The organism is Chitinophaga sp. G7 BAM 1005 (assembly GCF_057126945.1).
Map to the genome: position 1 here is coordinate 477,803 of NZ_CP181478.1, position 18,931 is coordinate 496,733.

At 45.4% G+C, this 18,931-nt stretch carries 16 protein-coding genes; 15 read left to right on the forward strand and 1 reads right to left on the reverse strand.

The features are described from left to right. Positions 1–4: 4 nt before the first annotated feature. From ACMXI2_RS01985 to ACMXI2_RS02000, 4 genes are all read left to right on the forward strand, one after another. Complete coding sequence (locus tag ACMXI2_RS01985; protein WP_483780050.1) at positions 5–1,468, forward strand: RagB/SusD family nutrient uptake outer membrane protein; 1,464 nt, start codon at positions 5–7, stop codon at positions 1,466–1,468. A gap of 675 nt (positions 1,469–2,143) precedes the next feature. Next, positions 2,144–2,551: a c-type cytochrome gene (locus ACMXI2_RS01990; protein ID WP_079469258.1), complete on the forward strand. Its 408-nt coding sequence runs from the start codon at positions 2,144–2,146 to the stop codon at positions 2,549–2,551. A 288-nt stretch (positions 2,552–2,839) separates the two neighbouring features. Continuing rightward, positions 2,840–4,084 (forward strand): DEAD/DEAH box helicase, encoded by a 1,245-nt coding sequence (locus tag ACMXI2_RS01995; protein ID WP_483780051.1) that lies wholly within the window; start codon positions 2,840–2,842, stop codon positions 4,082–4,084. Between the two features lie 281 nt (positions 4,085–4,365). Beyond that, complete coding sequence (locus ACMXI2_RS02000; protein ID WP_483780052.1) at positions 4,366–5,262, forward strand: DUF1266 domain-containing protein; 897 nt, start codon at positions 4,366–4,368, stop codon at positions 5,260–5,262. Here ACMXI2_RS02000 and ACMXI2_RS02005 read toward each other — a convergent pair. Then, positions 5,259–6,155, reverse strand: a complete 897-nt coding sequence (locus tag ACMXI2_RS02005; protein ID WP_483780053.1) for a hypothetical protein — start codon at positions 6,153–6,155, stop codon at positions 5,259–5,261. The two genes, ACMXI2_RS02000 and ACMXI2_RS02005, sit on opposite strands and share 4 nt — an antisense overlap. Positions 6,156–6,259: 104 nt before the next feature. Here ACMXI2_RS02005 and ACMXI2_RS02010 point away from each other — a divergent pair, with 104 nt between their 5' ends. The 11 genes from ACMXI2_RS02010 (at position 6,260) to ACMXI2_RS02060 (ending at position 18,855) form a co-directional block, all read left to right on the forward strand. Continuing rightward, positions 6,260–6,994 (forward strand): glycine-rich domain-containing protein, encoded by a 735-nt coding sequence (locus ACMXI2_RS02010; protein ID WP_483780054.1) that lies wholly within the window; start codon positions 6,260–6,262, stop codon positions 6,992–6,994. Positions 6,995–7,012: 18 nt separating this feature from the next. Continuing rightward, positions 7,013–7,378 carry a hypothetical protein gene (locus tag ACMXI2_RS02015; protein ID WP_483780055.1) on the forward strand — a complete coding sequence of 122 codons (366 nt, stop codon included), beginning with the start codon at positions 7,013–7,015 and terminating at the stop codon, positions 7,376–7,378. A gap of 574 nt (positions 7,379–7,952) precedes the next feature. After that, the gene (locus ACMXI2_RS02020) at positions 7,953–9,116 is read left to right on the forward strand and encodes a sensor histidine kinase (RefSeq protein WP_483780056.1); all 1,164 of its coding nucleotides are present in this window, start codon (positions 7,953–7,955) and stop codon (positions 9,114–9,116) included. 6 nt (positions 9,117–9,122) lie between these two features. Then, a complete protein-coding gene (locus tag ACMXI2_RS02025) occupies positions 9,123–9,875 on the forward strand; it encodes a LytR/AlgR family response regulator transcription factor (RefSeq protein ID WP_483780057.1) in 753 nt (250 codons plus the stop codon). A gap of 130 nt (positions 9,876–10,005) precedes the next feature. Further along, positions 10,006–10,185: a hypothetical protein gene (locus tag ACMXI2_RS02030; RefSeq protein ID WP_483780058.1), complete on the forward strand. Its 180-nt coding sequence runs from the start codon at positions 10,006–10,008 to the stop codon at positions 10,183–10,185. A gap of 53 nt (positions 10,186–10,238) precedes the next feature. Then, on the forward strand, positions 10,239–10,613 hold the full coding sequence (locus ACMXI2_RS02035; RefSeq protein WP_483780059.1) for a response regulator: 375 nt from the start codon (positions 10,239–10,241) through the stop codon (positions 10,611–10,613). 86 nt (positions 10,614–10,699) lie between these two features. Further along, a complete protein-coding gene (locus tag ACMXI2_RS02040; protein WP_483780060.1) occupies positions 10,700–13,795 on the forward strand; it encodes a lantibiotic dehydratase in 3,096 nt (1,031 codons plus the stop codon). A 99-nt stretch (positions 13,796–13,894) separates the two neighbouring features. Next, positions 13,895–15,166, forward strand: coding sequence for a PQQ-dependent sugar dehydrogenase (locus tag ACMXI2_RS02045; RefSeq protein ID WP_483780061.1), 1,272 nt, complete (start codon positions 13,895–13,897; stop codon positions 15,164–15,166). Positions 15,167–15,175: 9 nt separating this feature from the next. After that, the gene (locus ACMXI2_RS02050) at positions 15,176–15,589 is read left to right on the forward strand and encodes a c-type cytochrome (protein WP_483780062.1); all 414 of its coding nucleotides are present in this window, start codon (positions 15,176–15,178) and stop codon (positions 15,587–15,589) included. Between the two features lie 91 nt (positions 15,590–15,680). Then, entirely contained in the window at positions 15,681–17,489 is a 1,809-nt protein-coding gene (locus ACMXI2_RS02055) for an ABC transporter ATP-binding protein (protein ID WP_483780063.1), read from the forward strand. A 61-nt stretch (positions 17,490–17,550) separates the two neighbouring features. Beyond that, positions 17,551–18,855, forward strand: coding sequence for an HAD-IB family phosphatase (locus ACMXI2_RS02060; RefSeq protein WP_483780064.1), 1,305 nt, complete (start codon positions 17,551–17,553; stop codon positions 18,853–18,855). Positions 18,856–18,931 lie beyond the last annotated feature (76 nt).

Sequence of the window (18,931 nt, forward strand, 5' to 3'; positions counted from 1 at the left end):
GAAGATGAAAAAGTATGTTTTAAATATATTGGTTGTTACTGTGATAGGATTGGGTGCTTGTCAGAAAGAATTACTGGACCCGGTTCCCTCTACGGATATTCCTGATTTCAAGGCTTTTGAAACCAAAGAGCGGATTGCCAGCCAGGCGAATGGCTTGTATTCTGTAATGAAACATGGCAAGTTCCTCGGAGGAAAATATGCCATTGCCAATGAAGTAAGGGGCGAAGACTTTGTGAATGAAAAGTCAAACAACGTAACATTGAATGCCAGCTGGAGAATGGTGCCCACCGGTGAAGCGCAGGAAGTGAAGGAGATCTGGTCGCAGGGTTACATCACGATTAATAACGTGAATGTTTTTCTTACAGGTATGAATGCTGTTGGCAACCAGGTGGTAGGTGATTCCATTGCGAAGCAGTATGCCGGCGAAGCGAAATTTGTACGGGGTGTGAGTTACTTTTCATTACTGCAGTTATATGCGCGCCCGCATTGGGATGGGGCCGGCAGTAAACCGGGTTTAATTATTCACACCGAAGGACATGCTAAAATTGGTAGTTATGCCCGTGCGCGTAGTACCGTGAATGAAACATATGCGCAGATTATCCGCGACCTGGATTCTGCGGAAACGTTATTAACAAAACCAGCCGCAGGCGCCCTGACCTCTATTACGCGCGCTAACGCCTATAGCGCTATTGCTTACAAAACCCGTGTATACCTGTATATGGAGCAATATGATAAAGTGATAACAGAAGCGGCAAAACTGGTGTCTGCCAGTGCACCGTTTGTATCACCCGCCGGGCATGCATTGGAAGCGGATGTACAAAAGATATTTGCGCCGCCGTATTCTACAAGGGAATCTATATTCTCCTTGCCATTTACCGGTTCTACAGACGATTTTCCGGGCACACAAACACAGCTTGGATATTATTTTACGCCTGCTGCAAAACCATTCACCGGTAATGGTGAGTACTCCATGCATCCTAATGGCGTGATCGCTGATTCTTCCTGGAAGTCTGCCACCGATACACGCAGGAAGTTTATTGTACAATCTCTCGGGAAAAACTACTGGACCAAATTCCCTACTCCAAGTCCCTTCACAGATTATATTCCTGTGATCAGGTATGCAGAAGTATTACTGAACCTGGCAGAAGCGCGGGCGCGGCAAACCAATTCAGTAGATCCAACTGCAGTAGCGCTGTTGTCTGCGGTAAGACACCGTTCCGATGCTACCATCACTTATACCGTGGCTGATTTTGCCAATGTAACAGCCTTGCTGACGGCTATTGCCCAGGAGAAACATATTGAATTGCTGGGAGAAGGTTTCAGAAGTATGGAGATTACCCGTCTTGGTATTCCGTTCCCTGCCAAAAGCAGTACGGTGCCTGTTATTGCGCCAACGGTACCGCAGTATATCTGGCCGATTTCTTCCGATGAACTGATCTATAATAAGCTTTGTGTTGACAATAACTAAGTCCTCATAATTATAAAAGCCCCCGCATCCGTCTGGGTGCGGGGTTCACGAAGGTTGTCTTTCTCTGAATTACGCTGATTAACTTTAGGTGATTTTGGAAGATTAGTGCACTGACAGATTTTAATTCAGCATCAGTATTTTCTCCTGAAAATTGGTTTATTTTTGCTCTTTTAATAGGATTTCCGGAAAATTCAGTGAAATTAAGATGCTTTAACCAGCATTATTCTTTGAATAATTTAAAAAAAGATGTAATAGAGAAGTAATATTTAATAATAATAATTTATTGAATGTCACTCACTCATTTTCAACAGTATATTAGCGTGCTGTTTCACTTGTATGGCAGTAATGTGCATAAACGCCCTGTGTTTTTTCGCCTGTAAAGCCCTGTGATAAAGGATCTTAGCTTCAAGTCCACGTCACCTCCACGTCACCTCCACGTTATCAGCACGTATTAAGTATGTATTAAGTATCAGCTAAGCATGTGCAAAGCATGTGCAAAGCATTCCCAATCAATCCTCCAAAATCTTCCAAAGCTAATCAGTAAAATCAGTGTAATCCAGAGAAAGACAACCTTTGTTAAGAACCTCCGCACTAAAAGATTTACAACTTATTATTCTTTTTTGTAGATTCCTTCCCTGAAGGAAGCATTTACAGACTTATTTAAACCCAAGATCAATGAAAATCAGGAAGAGCTTTGTAGTGGTGGCGGCATTTATGGCTGTCGGCACCCTATGTTCACTCGCATTGCCCCAGGAGCCGGAGAAGGCTACCAATCTGAAAGTATTGCCAAAAGATATCAGTCATGATGACCTGATCAAGGTAATGCGCGGTTTTAATGCTGCGTTGGGCGTAAAATGCAATTTCTGTCATGAGCCGCGGAAAGATGATGCAAAGAAGCTGGATTTTGCCAGCGACGCTAATCCGCATAAAGGCACTGCCAGGGATATGATGAAGATGACCAAACGCATCAACAAGAAATTCTTTAAAGGCAGTGAAGTAATGGCGGTTTCCTGTTATACCTGTCATCACGGGGATGAAGAGCCAAAAACCAAACCTGATGCTGCACCGGAGGCAGCAAAGTAAGTTTTTAGAAGCCGCTGTGAAGCGGCTTCTTCTATTTAGCCCTGATAACGGCAATTTCAAACCTTTTCAACGCTTAAAATACCGCTTTCATATGGCTTTTTTTTAATTTATCAGCATCTTGACCAGAAAATCAGTATCTTTGCTTCCGTCTGTTGAGTTAAAAGCATAAAGCACAGAAATATCTATTCTCTCCAGTCCGGAAATCTTTTCTTTACTGCTCTCCTCAATTGTGATAACGCTAAAGATGAAGAAGCGTTATTTTATATTTATTACATCAGATATATCAACATGTTATTTGAGCAATTAGGGCTTATTGAGCCCATTTTAAAAGCAGTTAAAACCGAAGGGTATACTACACCTACTCCTATACAATTACAATCTATTCCTATTGTATTGGAAGGTAAAGACCTCCTCGGCTGCGCGCAAACAGGCACCGGTAAGACGGCTGCGTTTGCTATCCCCATCTTACAGTTATTACATAACAGTACGCCGGAAAAACAAGGCTTTAAACATATCCGTACACTGATTCTCACGCCCACCAGGGAACTGGCGGTGCAGATCGATGAAAGTTTTGCCGCCTATGGCAAACACACCGGTTTGAAACACGATGTGATTTTTGGTGGTGTTCCGCAACACAGGCAAACTATTGCCCTGCGCAACGGAACAGATATATTGATTGCCACCCCGGGTCGTTTACTCGACCTGATGAATCAGGGTTACATTTACCTGAACCACCTCGAAATATTTGTGCTGGATGAAGCCGACCGCATGCTGGACATGGGCTTTATCAACGATATCAAAAAGGTGATCAGGGAACTGCCACAGCAGCGCCAAACGCTTTTCTTTTCGGCTACCATGCCGCCCAGCATCGCGCAACTGGCTAACTCTTTACTTTACAAACCGGAAAAAGTTACCATTACACCGGTATCTTCTACCGCGGAAAGGATTGAACAATCCGTTTACTTTGTAAAGAAGAAAGATAAACAGTCATTGCTGGAAACCATCCTGAAAGACCAACGTATTGAACGTACCATCGTGTTTACCCAAACCAAGCATGGCGCCGACAGGATCGCAAAAAACCTGAAGAAGCGTAACATCGATGCAGATGCCCTGCATGGGGATAAGTCACAGGCTTCCCGCCAGAATACCCTGAACAACTTTAAAAATGGCCGCCTGCGTGTGCTGGTAGCTACAGATATTGCTGCAAGAGGTATCGATGTGGATTCACTGGAACACGTCATCAACTACGATCTGCCAAATGTTTCTGAAACATACGTACATCGTATAGGCAGAACCGGTAGAGCGGGTGCGGCAGGTTATGCCCTCTCTTTCTGTGATACAGAAGAAAGACCATTCCTCCACAGCATCAATAAACTGATCCGGCAAACCATTCCTTCCGTGTCCCATCCGTTTGAAGAAGCGGCACTGATGGAAGCCAACAGCGCCAACCCGGATATGCCGAAGGCACTTCCAAGAAGACCCAAACCACACAACAGGAGAGGGAAACTGGATAAACGCGACAGAACTTTTTAGTGTTAGAAATTAGTTATAGTGATTGGGATGTTGTACTGCAACATCCCTTTTTATTTTACAAACACCTGCCGCTACCTGTAGGGGGTAACGGTATTTAACGGGGCGCCCGGCCGGAGGCAATCCCCTTTCGGGTAGCTTGCCCGTGAAGCTATTATTCATATTGCCTGCAATCGTATCAGAACATTATCTATCTTTACGATACCTAAAGAAAAACTTTAACCTGGTTTTATCCGTAAATACCAGGAATTAGCTCATTTTAACCGAACCCTTAACCAATCCTGATGGATCAGCAGCACTATATGGAGCAGCAACTGCGCAATATGGGACTCAGCGAAGAAGAAATTGCCTTGTACAAGCAGCAGTTACAGCAACCTGCCACTTCGGCAAACGATTGGCCAGCCCTGTTTAAGGATGTGAAACAGTTTAACCAGTTATTTTCAGGGGATGATGCAGATGTAACGGACGGGGATGAACATCCGCCGGCCTTATCTCTGAATCCGCGCAGCCGGCTGGATATCCTGCAACAATGGGCAGTAGCCTGCGGCGCTGATATTGCTTTTGTAAACCGCCGGTACCTGAATGATGTTACTACCGGCGCTGATGGGCAGGTATGCCGCGAACAGTTGTCGGAATGGTGGGATATCAACAATACCGGAGAATTGCAGGAAACGCTGGCCTGGCTGCAGGAGAGCGGTCACCGGATAGAATATGATATTATCTGGCAGGCGATCAATGCTGTTTCTATGAAAGAAAGCAAAGTCTTTCTGAAGGAACATATTGCCACTAATGAGCTGGAAGAAGCGGTAGTGATGGAACGCTTACGCAATACCCGTGAAGCCCTGGAGCTGTTCAGGCAACGGAAACTCATAAACGAAAACCTGCAGCCGGATATGCTGATCTGGGACTTTGGCCGTATTATTAACCTGAGCCGCTCTGGCTACGATGCCGGTTATATCAGCTATGAGCAGGCGCAGGAATATATACAGGCTTGTGTTCCGCTGATTAAAAGAACTTACACTTCCTGGAAGCACCTCTCCGTTTCCTACCAGTTTGCCCGTTGTGTATGGAACGGGGTGGAAATGGGGAGTTTTGAGATCCTGCGCAATAATATGGAGCACCTGCTGGTAGCACCGGAAAGTCCGTGGGTGCGGGTACCTTTTAACAGCCGGTTGTTTTAGTGTTGCATGATCCTGTTCTGCTCACTGTCTTTCAGATGTACCAGGATATGCTTTGGCAGCAGCGGGCTGTCAAAGGCCAGGTCTATGGATGTTCTGTCGAAGTCCTTTACTTTTGCCACCCGGTGAAATATTTCATACAGCGCTATAGGTTCTTCATTAAAGCTCACGCAGGTGCTTACAAAGTTTAACTCATTGATGGCATACCCGGATCTCTTTATATTATCTTCCATATCTTTCAGCCGGCCGATGAAATGACGTTGACGGATAAACGTAGTACTGTTCATGATGATAAAAATGTAGTTGGCATAAGAGGTTATCTTACCGTAATACATATGATTATCCCTTCCGGTACGCTCCACAAGGTATTCATCACCCGATTTATATATCTCCAGGGAAGATCTCCAGATGCGTTCCGCCGCTTTCCTGCCCGACTTAAAAGGAAGGTTACGGTTATAGCAGTACCAGTATCCCACCAGGTGATCCAGTAACTTATGATTGACTGCCGACAGGGGAATACCGATCTTCAATTCATGAAAGGGGTATACCTCTGACGAGTTATTGATGAAATCAATGTAGCTGCTGAAGCCAAGTGCTACTGCCATTACATTCAGTTTGGAAAAATTCGGGCTGCTCAATGCTGCAATGGCAGTATTGTTTTTAGCTGCTTTCAGTTTCCGGATCACGAGGTGTTCATAGAAATAATTGTCGCCGAACAGGGAAGGAGGTGCGGCTAATTTCCTGAAGCGCTGTTGTTTGCCGATGACTGCGTTGAACTCATCTACAACGTGGCTCCATTCTGTTTTTGAAACATCTTCCCAGCTTACCTTTTTCAGGTATTGATAAGCAATGTAATTCATCAGCCGCTCCAGGTTAAGCAATTCTTCCTTACTCATAATAATACGATTATAATACGGAAATAGGTCTGTCTAAGATACGCACAAGACTTTAGTATTCTGAAATAATTTCATCTTGGTAATAACAAATAAAAAATGAAATTATGATGATGAAAAACAACCAGTTCGTAGCCTTATCACCGGGTACCTTGCTCTGGGAGCAGATCAGCAACTTCCGTTTGGATGAGCCGGATATAAAGTTCCCGTTTTCCAAGAAGCTGGCCCGGGAACACCGCTGGAGCGAAAACTTTACGCGGCAGGCCATACAGGAGTATAAACGTTTTATTTATCTCTGCTGTATTTCTCCAACGGGCGCTTCCCCTTCTGAAATTGTAGATAAGGTTTGGCACCAGCATTTACTTTACACCCAAAATTACTGGGAAGTTTTTTGTGAGAAAACGCTGGGTAAAAAGATCCACCATTATCCTTCCGGCGGCGGACGGGCAGAACAACAGAAGCACGCGGCCTGGCAGGAGGATACGCTGCAGTTATACCGGCAATGTTTTGGAGAAGATCCGCCTGAAACTATCTGGTTAAATAAATCCCCCTCCCTTTCCTTCTCCCTGATAAAGCGCTTTACCTTGTTTCCCCGGCGCTGGTTAACACCCCTTTTCTTCTTATCCTTCTTCTTTACCGGTTGTACGGGCGACAGTGCGCCTTTCTTTGGATATACAATGGTGGCGCTGTTTCTGGGGCTTCTTATTGCAAAAAGCAATAAGAAAAAGACGAAAGTTGACAGGGAAGATGATTCCGGCGGGAGTAATTGTAGTAGCGGCAGCAGCTGTGGAAGTAGCTGTGGCAGCAGTTGCGGAGGTGGATGTGGCGGATGCGGATCCTGATCTTAAAAAAATGATACGATGAAAAATAAAACAACTCCACGGCCCCTCTTTCTTTCTCTCCTTGCCATCGGCGCCTTCTTTTTGCCCTTCTTGTATGTTCACTACATTTCATCGCAGTGGAACCCTTTTGCCATTAACGGGAAGAAATTCCTCGTGTTCTATGGCGGGTGTATTATCATTGGTTATCTCGCTGTATTATTCCGGCAATATGCCGGTTTTTTTCCTTTTATGAGGGGACTGGTGATCGTGTTACTGGCCGCCGGCGTAATCCGGATGTGCCAGGGGCTTTATCATGGGAAGCCGGTGGGCTACCTGATCCTGTTATTGATGAGTTTGTTGGTATTGTGGCAATGGGTGCAGTATTTCTATAATAAAAAGAGATAGACGGCTGCCTATCTCTTTTAGAGCTGTAAGGGGGAAATTCATAGTGTTTCCATAGAATAGAATAGTATTAGCAGGTAGATGTTCATACCCTCAGCTATAATCTTTTTTTGGAGTTCACACAGGACAAAATTCGCTAGTTTTTCTGACCAGATTGGTGTAATATTATTAATAAGTTGAATGTCAATCTTTTAAGTGACAATGGTAACAACAATGGATGAAAGTATCTTTTGTGCAGGTTAATGCACGCTTCATCCTTGTTTTTGTAGAATTTGTAACGGCAAAGAGCTTAAACCAGCGAATATATTCAGGCTTGCATCTCAAAAGTCAGCATTAAATAGCAAGCGATTAAACTTATTAGATGAATTGACTCATAAACGCGATGAAAATGCGGTTGTATCCAACATTGCATACTTTGGGTGCTGGCAGAAGGCATTCATAATGTGTAAGTTATGGACTGAAAAGGGTATTTGTATGATATTGAAAATTTATATGATAAAAGAAAATTCAGATTGGTAAAGTATTTTTATCTTACTTGCTTCCTGCTTAGTGTAAATTTTTTATATTCAGGGATACGATGCTAGCTTTTTTCAGAAGAAAAACCAATGGAGAGCCGCCTGATATCAGCCGGAAACTCATGGAATGGTTTTCATTTTTTTTATCTGATAAGTATTATGGAACGAGAGTCAGGATATGGGCGCATGTGCTCATGTGGGGATGCATGGCAATGTTCTATGCTTTATTATTGAGTGGTACTTTTGCTGTTTCCGCCAGCGCCAGTCTTGTATTTGTTATCCGGAATGTGCTGGGCGCCATGTTCTTTTTTTATTTCGTTTTTTATTTTACAATACCGAAGGTTTTACTAAAGGGATACTTTTTTCTTACGATTGTATGTTTAATAATACCTTTCCTGTTCTGGTCTGTTATTAATTACCTATGCTCGTTGTATGTAGTTATATTTCTGGAGATTACGGATGTTCCGGTGAGGGAATTCCTGGAACGGGTGGTTGATAGCGGATGGGGAGATACTTTTTCACCTAATCATTTGCTGAAGATCTTCTTTCCTGTATTGATGACGGTAGCGCCGCCTATGTCATTGAAACTGATCCTGGACATTATCCGCGCTTCCACCCGTACATTAAGGCTGGAGCGGGATAACCTGAACCTGGAGGTTGATTTTCTCCGCTCCCAGCTGAACCCGCATTTCCTGTTTAATACACTGAATAATATCTATTCATTGTCTATCAGAAATGACGCACTGGCCTCGGACCTGATCATGCACCTCTCGGAAATGATGCGGTATACACTCTATGATTCAAATACAGAAATGGTGCCACTGGACCTGGAAGCGGAGTTTCTGAAAAATTATGTAGAACTGGAAAGTGTGCGTTATGGAAAAAATGCCAGTATCCATTTCGATTGTGATACAGAGAAAATGGAGGGCTACCAGATAGCGCCATTGCTGATGTTTCCTTTTGTAGAAAATGCTTTTAAATATTCACATAGTACTACAGCCAATAAATGCTGGATCCACGCATCAATGGATGTATCGGATAACCGGTTGAAATTTGAAATTTCGAATAGCAAAGGAGAGCTGCCGGAAGGCAAAAAGATAACCGGGGGGATCGGATTAAGCAACACCCGTAAAAGGCTTATTCTATTATATCCTGATCAACACATTTTATTTATTGAAAATAATCCCGAATATTACAAAGTTGTCTTGACACTAACGCTGAACTGAAAAAATATGGATCAAGTAATTACCTGCCTTGTAGTAGACGATGAGCCGTTTGCGAGGGATCTGATGGAAAATTACATTGGAAGGGTGCCGTATCTGCAACCTGTAGCCTTTTGCGAAAATGCCTTTGATGCAATTAATGAATTGCAACGGCAGCCGGTGGACCTGCTGTTTTCCGATATCCAGATGCCCAATATTAACGGCATTGAAATGATCCGTTCTTTGAGCAATCCGCCTGTTGTTATTTTTACCACTGCCTCAAGAGACCATGCCATTGCAGGTTTTGAGCTGGATGCAGTGGATTACCTGGTGAAGCCTATTTCGTTCGACAGGTTCCTCAAAGCCGTAAACAAAGCGCGGGCGCATATCAGTCAGCGTTGGCAGCCCGCAGCCGCGGAAACAATCAAACCCAAAATTCAGCATACCAACCACCTGTTTGTAAAAGATAATAACAAGCTGACAAAAATCCTCTTCGACGACATTTATTACGTGGAAGGGATGAAAGACTATATCAAAATTGTATGCAGGGAAAAAAATATCATTACCTATATGCGCATGAAAGCAATAGAAGATATTTTGCCGCCTGATCAGTTTATGCGTATCCATAAATCGTATATTGTAAGATTACAGGCCATTAAATCTATCATGGGGAATACCGTGGAAGTCGTTAACGGCCAGTCTGTGATTATTTCCAAAGCCTCCCGGCAAGACCTCAAGCGTCTGCTTGGCATTGCTAACTATAATGATGAGGACGAAGAATAGTATCGTGATCAATAACAGGGCTGTTGGTCGAAAAAAAAGGCAATTATGTCTAATAAAATACGATATTTAAGATCATTGGGCGAGATTCGACTGTTGATTTGTCTATCAGGTCACTTTAAATGCATATTTTATGTCGGAAACTAAATTGTCTGTGAATCGCCATCCTGTGTTAATTTTAGAAAAAGAAATTGTTTCAAAAGCTGATATAGGTACAATAGAAAACATAAGGGCATCCAGTTATGATGGAGCAGCAACAATACCTTCGAGTATTCCCACTACTCCTACTACTTTGACAGGTTTATTACGCTAGGTCTTTAACAAATTTGATTATTATTCCTAATTGATTAACCCCTTTGGTCAGAAATGCAATACAGATGTGCCATAGTAGATGACGAGCCTCTGGCATTAGATATACTGGAAAGCTATATCCAAAGAACATCCTATCTGAAACTTGTAAAAAAAGCATCAGAGCTGAACACCGTGGAAAGCCTGATCGCTGAAAGAAAAGTGGACGTCGTTTTTTTGGATGTTAACCTAAGAGGCAATACGAGAGATATTATAGCGAAGTTCCTTAAAAAAGACTGCGTTTTTATTCTTGTTACTGCTTATTCCAGTCGCGAGGTCCAGCATCTTTGCCAGGAAGAACGGCAGGGTTACCTGGGTAAACCTGCCAGTTACAAGAAATTTGTAGATGAAATGGAACGGGTTATTCCAGGTGTCAAAATAGCTGTCACCTGAGATCCTGAAAAAACATTTTATCTTTATTCAAGCATACGGAGCCGGAAAGCGTAGCTTTCCTACTAAAGTAAGTATGCCAGCTGTCTATGCACCTGCTGAGCACCTGCGATTTCTTTTTACTAAGAATGCCACTATTGTCATATGAGGAAGTGTTACAATTACATTGTAATACCCGCAGTGATCAGCTCTCCTTTGTATCAGCCCTCCGGGAAATATATACCCATCCGTTATTGCAGGAGGCCGTTTTCCTGGCCAGTCCCGCGCTTCATGCAGAAATGATGAAGTGGCTGCCATCTACCGATACTTCTCTGAAACTACCGCTGGCGCTTTACCGCTACCTCCTGAGAATGAGTACCCGCTGCACGCCCTACGGCTTATTTGCCGGCTGCAGTACCGGCTACATTCATACCCGCGCTACCCGCTTACCAGCCCCTGCTATACATCAGCACCAACCGGTAGCCCGGCTGGATATGGGGTATTTGTCTGAACTGATAAGCGAACTGACACAATGGCCCGAAATAAGCGGGCAACTGCTTTATTTTCCCAATAGCAGTTTATATCATTCCGGCAACGCCTCCCGCTACTTTGAATACCAGCTGCGCGATAAGAAACGGCATTACTTCCTCAGCGCCTTCCCGCAAAATGAATATATGGAAGCCCTGCTCGCAACCGCCGGCAAAGGCGCCAGCATCGCCCGGCTCATCAGCATACTCACTAACCTGGACATACCGGCGGATGAAGCCCGCACTTTTATTGAAACACTGATCCGGAGCCAGATCCTCGTAGTAGGATTATCCCCTGAAATTACCGGCAGTAATAACCTGGATGCACTGATCCGTGCATTGCTGGCATTACATCCCGCACCGGCCTGTGTTCCTGCTTTGCAACAGGTGCAGCAGCTTTTGCAGCAACCGGCCAAAGGAGTAAACCGCTACCAGGAAGTTAAAGAGATCCTGGCATCACATTTCCCGGCCATTAACGCCAAAGAGCCGGTACAGGTGGATCTCTTTTTTGAATCCGGCCCCCGCCTGTCTGAATCCGTTGCCAATACCCTGGTACAGCGACTGGAGCGCCTGCTGGTATTCAGCACCTCCGGCGATGGCGGCGACCTTCAGCGTTTTAAAGAACAGTTCCTTCAAAAATATGATCAGCGCGAAATACCACTGATGATGGCATTGGATAGCGAATCGGGGATAGGCTATGGCGTAGTGTCCGGTGGAGATGCAAGCTATACGCCCCTGATAGATGACCTTGTGATGCCGGCCGGCAAAAAGAACGACACCATTCACTGGAACGCCCAAACGAAGTTTGTACTGAAGCATTTTCTCGCTTCAAGAGCAGCGGACTCGACGGTCATTTCCCTGGCAGATGCCGACCTGGACGAGCTGGCCGCCGGTACAGATAAACCGGAAATACCCCCGGCGCTATGTCTCATGGGCTCGCTGATGGCCAGCTCGGCTGCCGCGATGGATAGCGGCGACTTTGAGTTTTTGCTGAAAGCATGCCACGGCCCCAATGCTCTTGCCCTGCTGGGCCGGTTTGCCGCCGGGAACAGGGAACTGGAAAATCGCTTACGCGATTTTACCCGCCGGGAGCAGTTACTGGAGAAAGATAAAATACTGGCAGAAATTATTCATTTGCCGGAAGGTCGCACGGGAAATGTATTACTACGACCATCCCTATACGATTATGAAATACCGTTCCTGGGAAAAAGCAGCCTGCCGGAAGAATTTCACTTGCCCGTGAGCGATCTGCTGGTGAGTGTGCGTAACAATAGGGTAGTACTGCGTTCGCAGCGATGGGGAAAAGAAGTGATGCCCCGGCTGACCAGCGCCCATAACTTCAGCCGTGGTTTATCGACCTATAAATTTCTGTGTGATCTGCAACAGCAGCACGCACTGTCTGTAGAATGGAACTGGGGGATTTTACAGGAAGAACCGTTTCTGCCCAGGGTTGTATACCACGAGGTGATCCTGGCACGGGCCAGGTGGTACCTGACCAGCGCCGCTTTTGCATTACTCATGGAAGCCCATTCTGCGGATGAGGCGTTGCTGCTGTTAAAAGAGCAATGTCGGCTGCCCGGGCATGTAGTATTATCGGAAGGGGATAATGACCTGTTAATAGATTTCTCCAGTGCTTTTGGCCGCATGCTATTGATGGATAAACTGAAGAGAGGAAATGTAGTATTACAGGAGTATTTGTTTAATGAAACCACCCGCTTATCGGCAAACGAACAGGGCGCTTTCTGCAATGAAATTATTATACCGCTGCGTAATACAGCGTGGCAGCCCTTTCCTGCATTGCCTGCCATGCAGGTTACAGCCGGTTTGCCACGCAGCTTTGCTCCCGGCAGCGAATGGATGTATATAAAAATATATTGTGGGCCCAAATGGATGGATAAGCTGTTGCTGAAGGTATTGCTGCCCTTCACCGTGAGGTTGCAGTCGTCGCAGGTAACAGACCGCTGGTTCTTCACCCGGTACCAGGACCCGGATCATCATATCCGCATCCGCTTTCACCTGCCTCAATACCAGGAACACAGCGCCGCCGTGATACAGGAGGTGGCCGCATTACTGCTTCCTTATCTTAACAGTGATATTGTACAAAAGATACAGCAGGATACTTATGTGCGGGAACTGGAGCGGTATGGGCCGGCGTTGATGGAACAGAGCGAGGCTTTCTTTTATCACGACAGTGAGGCCGTGTTAAGGCTGCTGCTCACCATAGGTGGTGCAGAAAGCCAGGAGCGCTGGCTGCTGGCGTTAAAAGGAGCAGATGAATTATTAAACGGTTTCGGCTATACGCCGTTGATGAAACTGAAATTGTTGCAGCAACTGCAACAGCAATACTTTGCAGAACATCATGGAGATGCCTCCCTGCTGCGGCAATTGAACAATAAATACCGGGAGCACAGCAGGCTGGTTACAGACGTACTGTCTGATAACGTGAACGATTATACGTTACCTGATGGCGCGCGGGAAATACTTGCTGCACGAACGGCCAGCTGGAAAGATCTCATCCAGGAACTCCGGACGAAACAACCGGCAGCCCTAACGGAATTGCCCCCGCATTACCTGCATATGTTCCTGAACCGGATGTTTACAGCCAATGCCCGTTTGCATGAGCTGGTGATTTATCATTACCTGACGAAGTATTACACTTCCCTGGTAGCCCGGAGCTGATGCCATTCATCCATAAATTACCAATTCCATAAAAAGCCTTATTATTTTTACACGGTAAGTTTAAATATCCCCTCATCAATCATTGTAAATAAAGAAAATATGAAAACAAGAGTAGTTCTCCTGGGATGTTTGTCCATGATGACGCTGTTATCTGTTCAATGCCTGGCCAATAACGGCGACAGCAGCGCTGTTCGCCGTACAGTGGCGGACCCCGGCAATGCAGGGTTGAAACTGCCCGCAGGATTCAAGGCGCAGGCAATAGCAGAAAACCTGGGCGCAGCCCGCCACATAGCGGTCACTCCGCTGGGGGATGTCTATGTAAAAATCCAGACTTCAAAACCGGGAAAAGCAATTGCGGTTATACATGGCAATGACGTAAAAACTTTTGGCACTTACCGTGGTACCGGTATGGTGATCAAAGGGAAATATCTGTATGCCTCCTCTGATGAGGACGTATATCGTTATGCGCTGAACGATAAATTTGAAGTGATCAACCCCGAACAGCCGGAAAAGATTGTAACGGGATTGATTAACCGCCACCAACACGAGGCCAAAGCCGTAACGCTGGACAACGACGGGAATATTTACGTGAACATCGGCGCCTACTCCAATTCCTGCCAGGTGCAGGACCGCGCAAAAGGTTCCAAAGGCATGGAAGGCTGTCCTATCCGCGATTCGGCAGCAGGCATCTGGCAATTCCGCGCAGATAAGCAAAACCAGACCTATGGCGATGGTACCCGCTATGCCACCGGCCTGCGTAATGTGGTAGGGCTCGACTGGAATACAACAGATAACCAGTTATTTGTAATGCAACACGGAAGAGACGGACTGTTTGACATGTTCCCGGAATATTACAACCTGCAGCAGGGCAATGAATTACCTGCTGAGTGTATGTATGCTTTAAAGAAAGGGGATGATGCCGGCTGGCCTTATATTTATTATGATGGGCAACAGCAAAAGAAAATATTGTCGCCCGAATATGGTGGCGACGGAAAGAAAACCGGTGGTGAAAACGCCATTGATCCGGTAGTGGCATTTCCGGCGCACATGGCGCCAAACGGTTTATTGTTCTATACCGGCAGCCAGTTTCCGGCGAAATATAAGAATGGCGCTTTTGTGGCTTTTCATGGTTCCTGGAACCGTCAGAAAGGACAAAAGGGTTATTTCGTAGCATTTGTACCTTTTAAGGATGGTAAACCATCCGGTAAATGGGAGGTTTTTGCAGACGATTTTGCCGGTGTACCGGACATCCAGTCGCCAGGCCAGGCAAAGCACCGCCCCTGCGGACTGGCACAGGGTCCTGATGGTTCCCTGTATGTAACAGATGATGTAAAAGGAACCGTTTATAAGATTACCTACAGTGGTAAATAATGATATTGTATGAAGAGGATTATTTTAACAGGCGCTGCATTCAGTGCAGCACTTTCTTTTTTATCTGCGCAGACAAAAAAGCCAGGCGCCAATCCTGCGATGGCCCGCGGTAAAAAGGTATATGAGCAATATTGTCTTACCTGCCACCAGGTAGATGGCAGTGGCGTACCACATTTAAATCCGCCGCTGATTAAAACCACTTTTGTGCTGGGAGATAAACCCACATTGGTACAGGTGATATTAAAAGGCATGCAGTCGTCTGTTCCGATAGATGACGAGTATTATTCCAATAATATGCCGCCGCATAATTTTCTGAAAGACCAGGAAATAGCGGATGTACTGACTTATGTGAGAAATAATTTCGGTAACAAGGCCAGCGCGGTTACTGCAGCGGAAGTAAAGGCCATCAGGGCAAAAAATTAATCCGTAATGAAAAAAAGAGAGGCCGGATCAAACGTTGATCCGGCCTCTCTTCATTTTGGTACATGTTACCCGTTTATCGTATTTTTAAAATATGAAGGTCCTCTGGAACTATTTGAAACCGCACAAGTGGCTGGTCATTTTATCTTTATTACTGGCTGGCGTCAGCCAGGTGCTGGTAATGATTGATCCGTTGATTTTCGGTAAAATCATCGATGACTACGCCGGTAAGGTAAATAGTATGCCCGAAAAGCAACTGGTGAACGGCGTGTTGTTCTGGCTGGGCGTTGCAGTGGTAATTGCTTTGCTGGCACGGCTGGCAAAATCTTTCCAGGAATATTTTCTTCGCCTGGTAGTACAGAAATTCGGGATGCAGGTATTCAATGATGGACTCAAACAAACCCTCCGGCTGTCGTTTGAAGAATACGAGGAACAGCGGAGCGGAGAAACACTTGCCGTATTACAAAAGGTAAGAACAGATACAGAACGTTTCATCACGGCTTTTATAAACATCCTCTTTACATCCCTGGTGGGTATGGGATTCCTGATCTGGTACGCTATTACCAAACATTGGGCGCTGATACCCGTATTTGTGATAGGGATTATTTTCCTGGGTGGGCTCACCGGTTTGCTCAGCAAGAAAATGAAAACCGTGCAGCGGGCCATTAACCGCGAAACGTTGCAGCTTTCCGGCGCCATTACAGAATCATTGCGGAATATTGAACTGGTAAAAAGCCTGGGCTTAACCTTCCCGGAAATAAGGCGGTTGAAAACCTTTACCAAAGAGATTTTCGACCTGGAAATGGAAAAAACGCGGCAGGTAAGAACCTTATCTTTTTTACAGGGCACTACACTTAATATATTAAAACAGAGCATCCTGTTTATCCTGCTGTGGCTGATATTCCGGAATATACTCACCACCGGTGAGCTGATCACCATGCAGTTTATTACCACGGCTATTTTTGTTCCGTTGCAGGATCTGGGGAATATTATAATCCAGTACCGGGAAGCAGAAGCCTCGTTGCAGCTGTTTCATAAACTCATGCAACGCCCGGTGGAAGAGCGTCCGGAAGAACCGGTGGAAATCGGCGACCTGCAACAGATGCGTTTTGATGATGTGGTGTTCAGGCATAAAACCGCTGCCACCAACGCGATCGACCACATTTCATTTGCCGTGGAAACCGGCGATACCATTGCGTTTGTAGGACCATCCGGTTCCGGCAAATCTACCCTGGTGAAATTGCTGGTGGGGTTGTATAAACCCGTAGAAGGAGAAATATATTTTAATGATGTGCCTTCCGGCGATATCCGGTATAATGCGCTGAGAAGACAGATTGGCTTTGTAACGCAGGACACACAATTGTTTGCAGGTACTATTAAGGAAAACCTGTTGTTTGTAAAATCCGACGCCACTGATGAGGAAGTGATCGAAGCATTGGAGAAAGCTTCCTGTACCGCCCTGCTGGCCCGTTCCGGCAAAGGCATTTATGCCCGGCTGGGAGAGGGCGGCGTAAAATTATCGGGCGGGGAAAAGCAGCGCATCTCTATTGCCCGTGCATTGATCCGCCATCCCCGTTTGCTGATCTTTGATGAAGCTACTTCCGCACTGGATTCTATTACAGAAGAAGCCATTACCGATACCGTAAGAAGTATTTCCGCCCGCCGGGAACAGATCACCGTGCTTATTGCACACCGTTTATCAACCATTATGCATGCCGACCGGATCATTGTACTGGAAAAGGGAAAGATCGCTGAAACCGGCACCCATGAGGAGCTGGTGGAGCATAAGGGATTGTATTATGCTATGTGGCGCCAGCAGATAGGAGAACGGAGAACAGCCGGATTATCTGTGGAAAAGAAGGCGCCGGAAGAGGACGATGAACCGGAATGGGACGCTTTATAATGCTGACTTAAATTCCCGGAATTACAAGATTGTCTGTTAAATCCTATTTAAACTTATATTTTTGTGCTCCAAATTTGATCGTTCCGTGGGCAAAAAATACTACATAATCGACTTTGACAGCACTTTCACGCAGGTGGAAGCATTGGATGAACTGGCGCGCATATCCCTGCAGGACCATCCGGAAAGAGAACAGATTTATAAAAAAATTGAAGATCTGACCAATCTCGCTATGGAAGGAAAGCTTTCTTTCAGGGAAAGTCTTGCTGCCAGGGTACAGTTACTGGATGCCAATAAACACCACCTGAAGCTGTTGGTAAAGCATCTGAAAAAGCTGGTATCCACTTCTTTCTCCCGGAATAAAAACTTTTTTAAACATCATGCAGAAGATGTATTGATCGTTTCGGGGGGATTCAAAGAGTTTATCACACCCGTAGTCCTGCCTTTTCATATCAAAAAAGAAAATATTTATGCCAACACCTTTTTGTTTAATGACGAAGGGAAGATAGTGGGCTATGATGCGGCAAACCCTCTTTCCAATGAAGGTGGTAAAGTAAAATTGCTGCATGAACTGCAGCTCCAGGGCGAAATACATGGTATTGGCGATGGCTATTCGGACTTTCAGCTGAAGGAGTCCGGGATGATCAAGAAGTTTTACGCCTTTACAGAAAACATAGAGCGTAAATCAGTTACAGAGAAAGCAGACCACATCACACCGAGCCTCGATGAGTTCCTGTATGTGAATAACCTGCCTTCCGCAATCTCCTATCCGAAGAACCGCATCCTTTGCCTGGTAGCAGGCGACGTGCCGGAAGCAGCGGTAAAGTACCTGAAGAAAGATGGCTTCACCATTAAACACGCCGGAACAGACGATAAACAGTTATCGGCAGCCGGAATACTGTTGATGGGAGAAGGAGAGAAGATCAGCGCGGAACAACTGAAAAAGGCGACTAAACTGAAAGTGATCGGTTACCTGGGGAATAGTAAAAAACATATCCCGCAGGAACTTTGCACAGAAATGGGAATCGTGATTTTTGATAATATCCGCAAGGCAGAATCCGTGGCAAAAAGAATTGCCAGGTTTATCAATAACGGCGATTCCTTTAAAAGCAGCAACTTCCCTAACATCCAATTGCCGGAAGTAAATAATGCGCACCGCTTTATCCATGTTCACCGCAACGTTCCGGGCGTGATGGCAAAAGTAAACCAGGTGCTGGCGGATCACCGTATTAATATTGTTTCACAGTTCCTGATGACGAATGCCGCTATCGGTTACGTGATCACAGATACCAGCAGCGAATACGATAAAAAGATATTGAAAGAACTGAAGAAGATTAAAGACACCATCAGCTTCCGGGTGTTGTATTGAGGAAGTGGAGTTACTATATGAAAGAGGCTGTATCAAATGACTATTGATACAGCCTCCTTTTGTTTTAACCCTGTTA

Bases quoted from the DNA above. Each gene is read 5' to 3' on its own strand.
- ACMXI2_RS01985 (WP_483780050.1), top strand. From the start codon at position 5: ATGAAAAAGTATGTTTTAAATATATTGGTTGTTACTGTGATAGGATTG.
- ACMXI2_RS01990 (WP_079469258.1), top strand. From the start codon at position 2,144: ATGAAAATCAGGAAGAGCTTTGTAGTGGTGGCGGCATTTATGGCTGTC.
- ACMXI2_RS01995 (WP_483780051.1), top strand. From the start codon at position 2,840: ATGTTATTTGAGCAATTAGGGCTTATTGAGCCCATTTTAAAAGCAGTT.
- ACMXI2_RS02000 (WP_483780052.1), top strand. From the start codon at position 4,366: ATGGATCAGCAGCACTATATGGAGCAGCAACTGCGCAATATGGGACTC.
- ACMXI2_RS02005 (WP_483780053.1), bottom strand. From the start codon at position 6,155: ATGAGTAAGGAAGAATTGCTTAACCTGGAGCGGCTGATGAATTACATT.
- ACMXI2_RS02010 (WP_483780054.1), top strand. From the start codon at position 6,260: ATGATGATGAAAAACAACCAGTTCGTAGCCTTATCACCGGGTACCTTG.
- ACMXI2_RS02015 (WP_483780055.1), top strand. From the start codon at position 7,013: ATGAAAAATAAAACAACTCCACGGCCCCTCTTTCTTTCTCTCCTTGCC.
- ACMXI2_RS02020 (WP_483780056.1), top strand. From the start codon at position 7,953: ATGCTAGCTTTTTTCAGAAGAAAAACCAATGGAGAGCCGCCTGATATC.
- ACMXI2_RS02025 (WP_483780057.1), top strand. From the start codon at position 9,123: ATGGATCAAGTAATTACCTGCCTTGTAGTAGACGATGAGCCGTTTGCG.
- ACMXI2_RS02030 (WP_483780058.1), top strand. From the start codon at position 10,006: ATGTCGGAAACTAAATTGTCTGTGAATCGCCATCCTGTGTTAATTTTA.
- ACMXI2_RS02035 (WP_483780059.1), top strand. From the start codon at position 10,239: ATGCAATACAGATGTGCCATAGTAGATGACGAGCCTCTGGCATTAGAT.
- ACMXI2_RS02040 (WP_483780060.1), top strand. From the start codon at position 10,700: ATGCACCTGCTGAGCACCTGCGATTTCTTTTTACTAAGAATGCCACTA.
- ACMXI2_RS02045 (WP_483780061.1), top strand. From the start codon at position 13,895: ATGAAAACAAGAGTAGTTCTCCTGGGATGTTTGTCCATGATGACGCTG.
- ACMXI2_RS02050 (WP_483780062.1), top strand. From the start codon at position 15,176: ATGAAGAGGATTATTTTAACAGGCGCTGCATTCAGTGCAGCACTTTCT.
- ACMXI2_RS02055 (WP_483780063.1), top strand. From the start codon at position 15,681: ATGAAGGTCCTCTGGAACTATTTGAAACCGCACAAGTGGCTGGTCATT.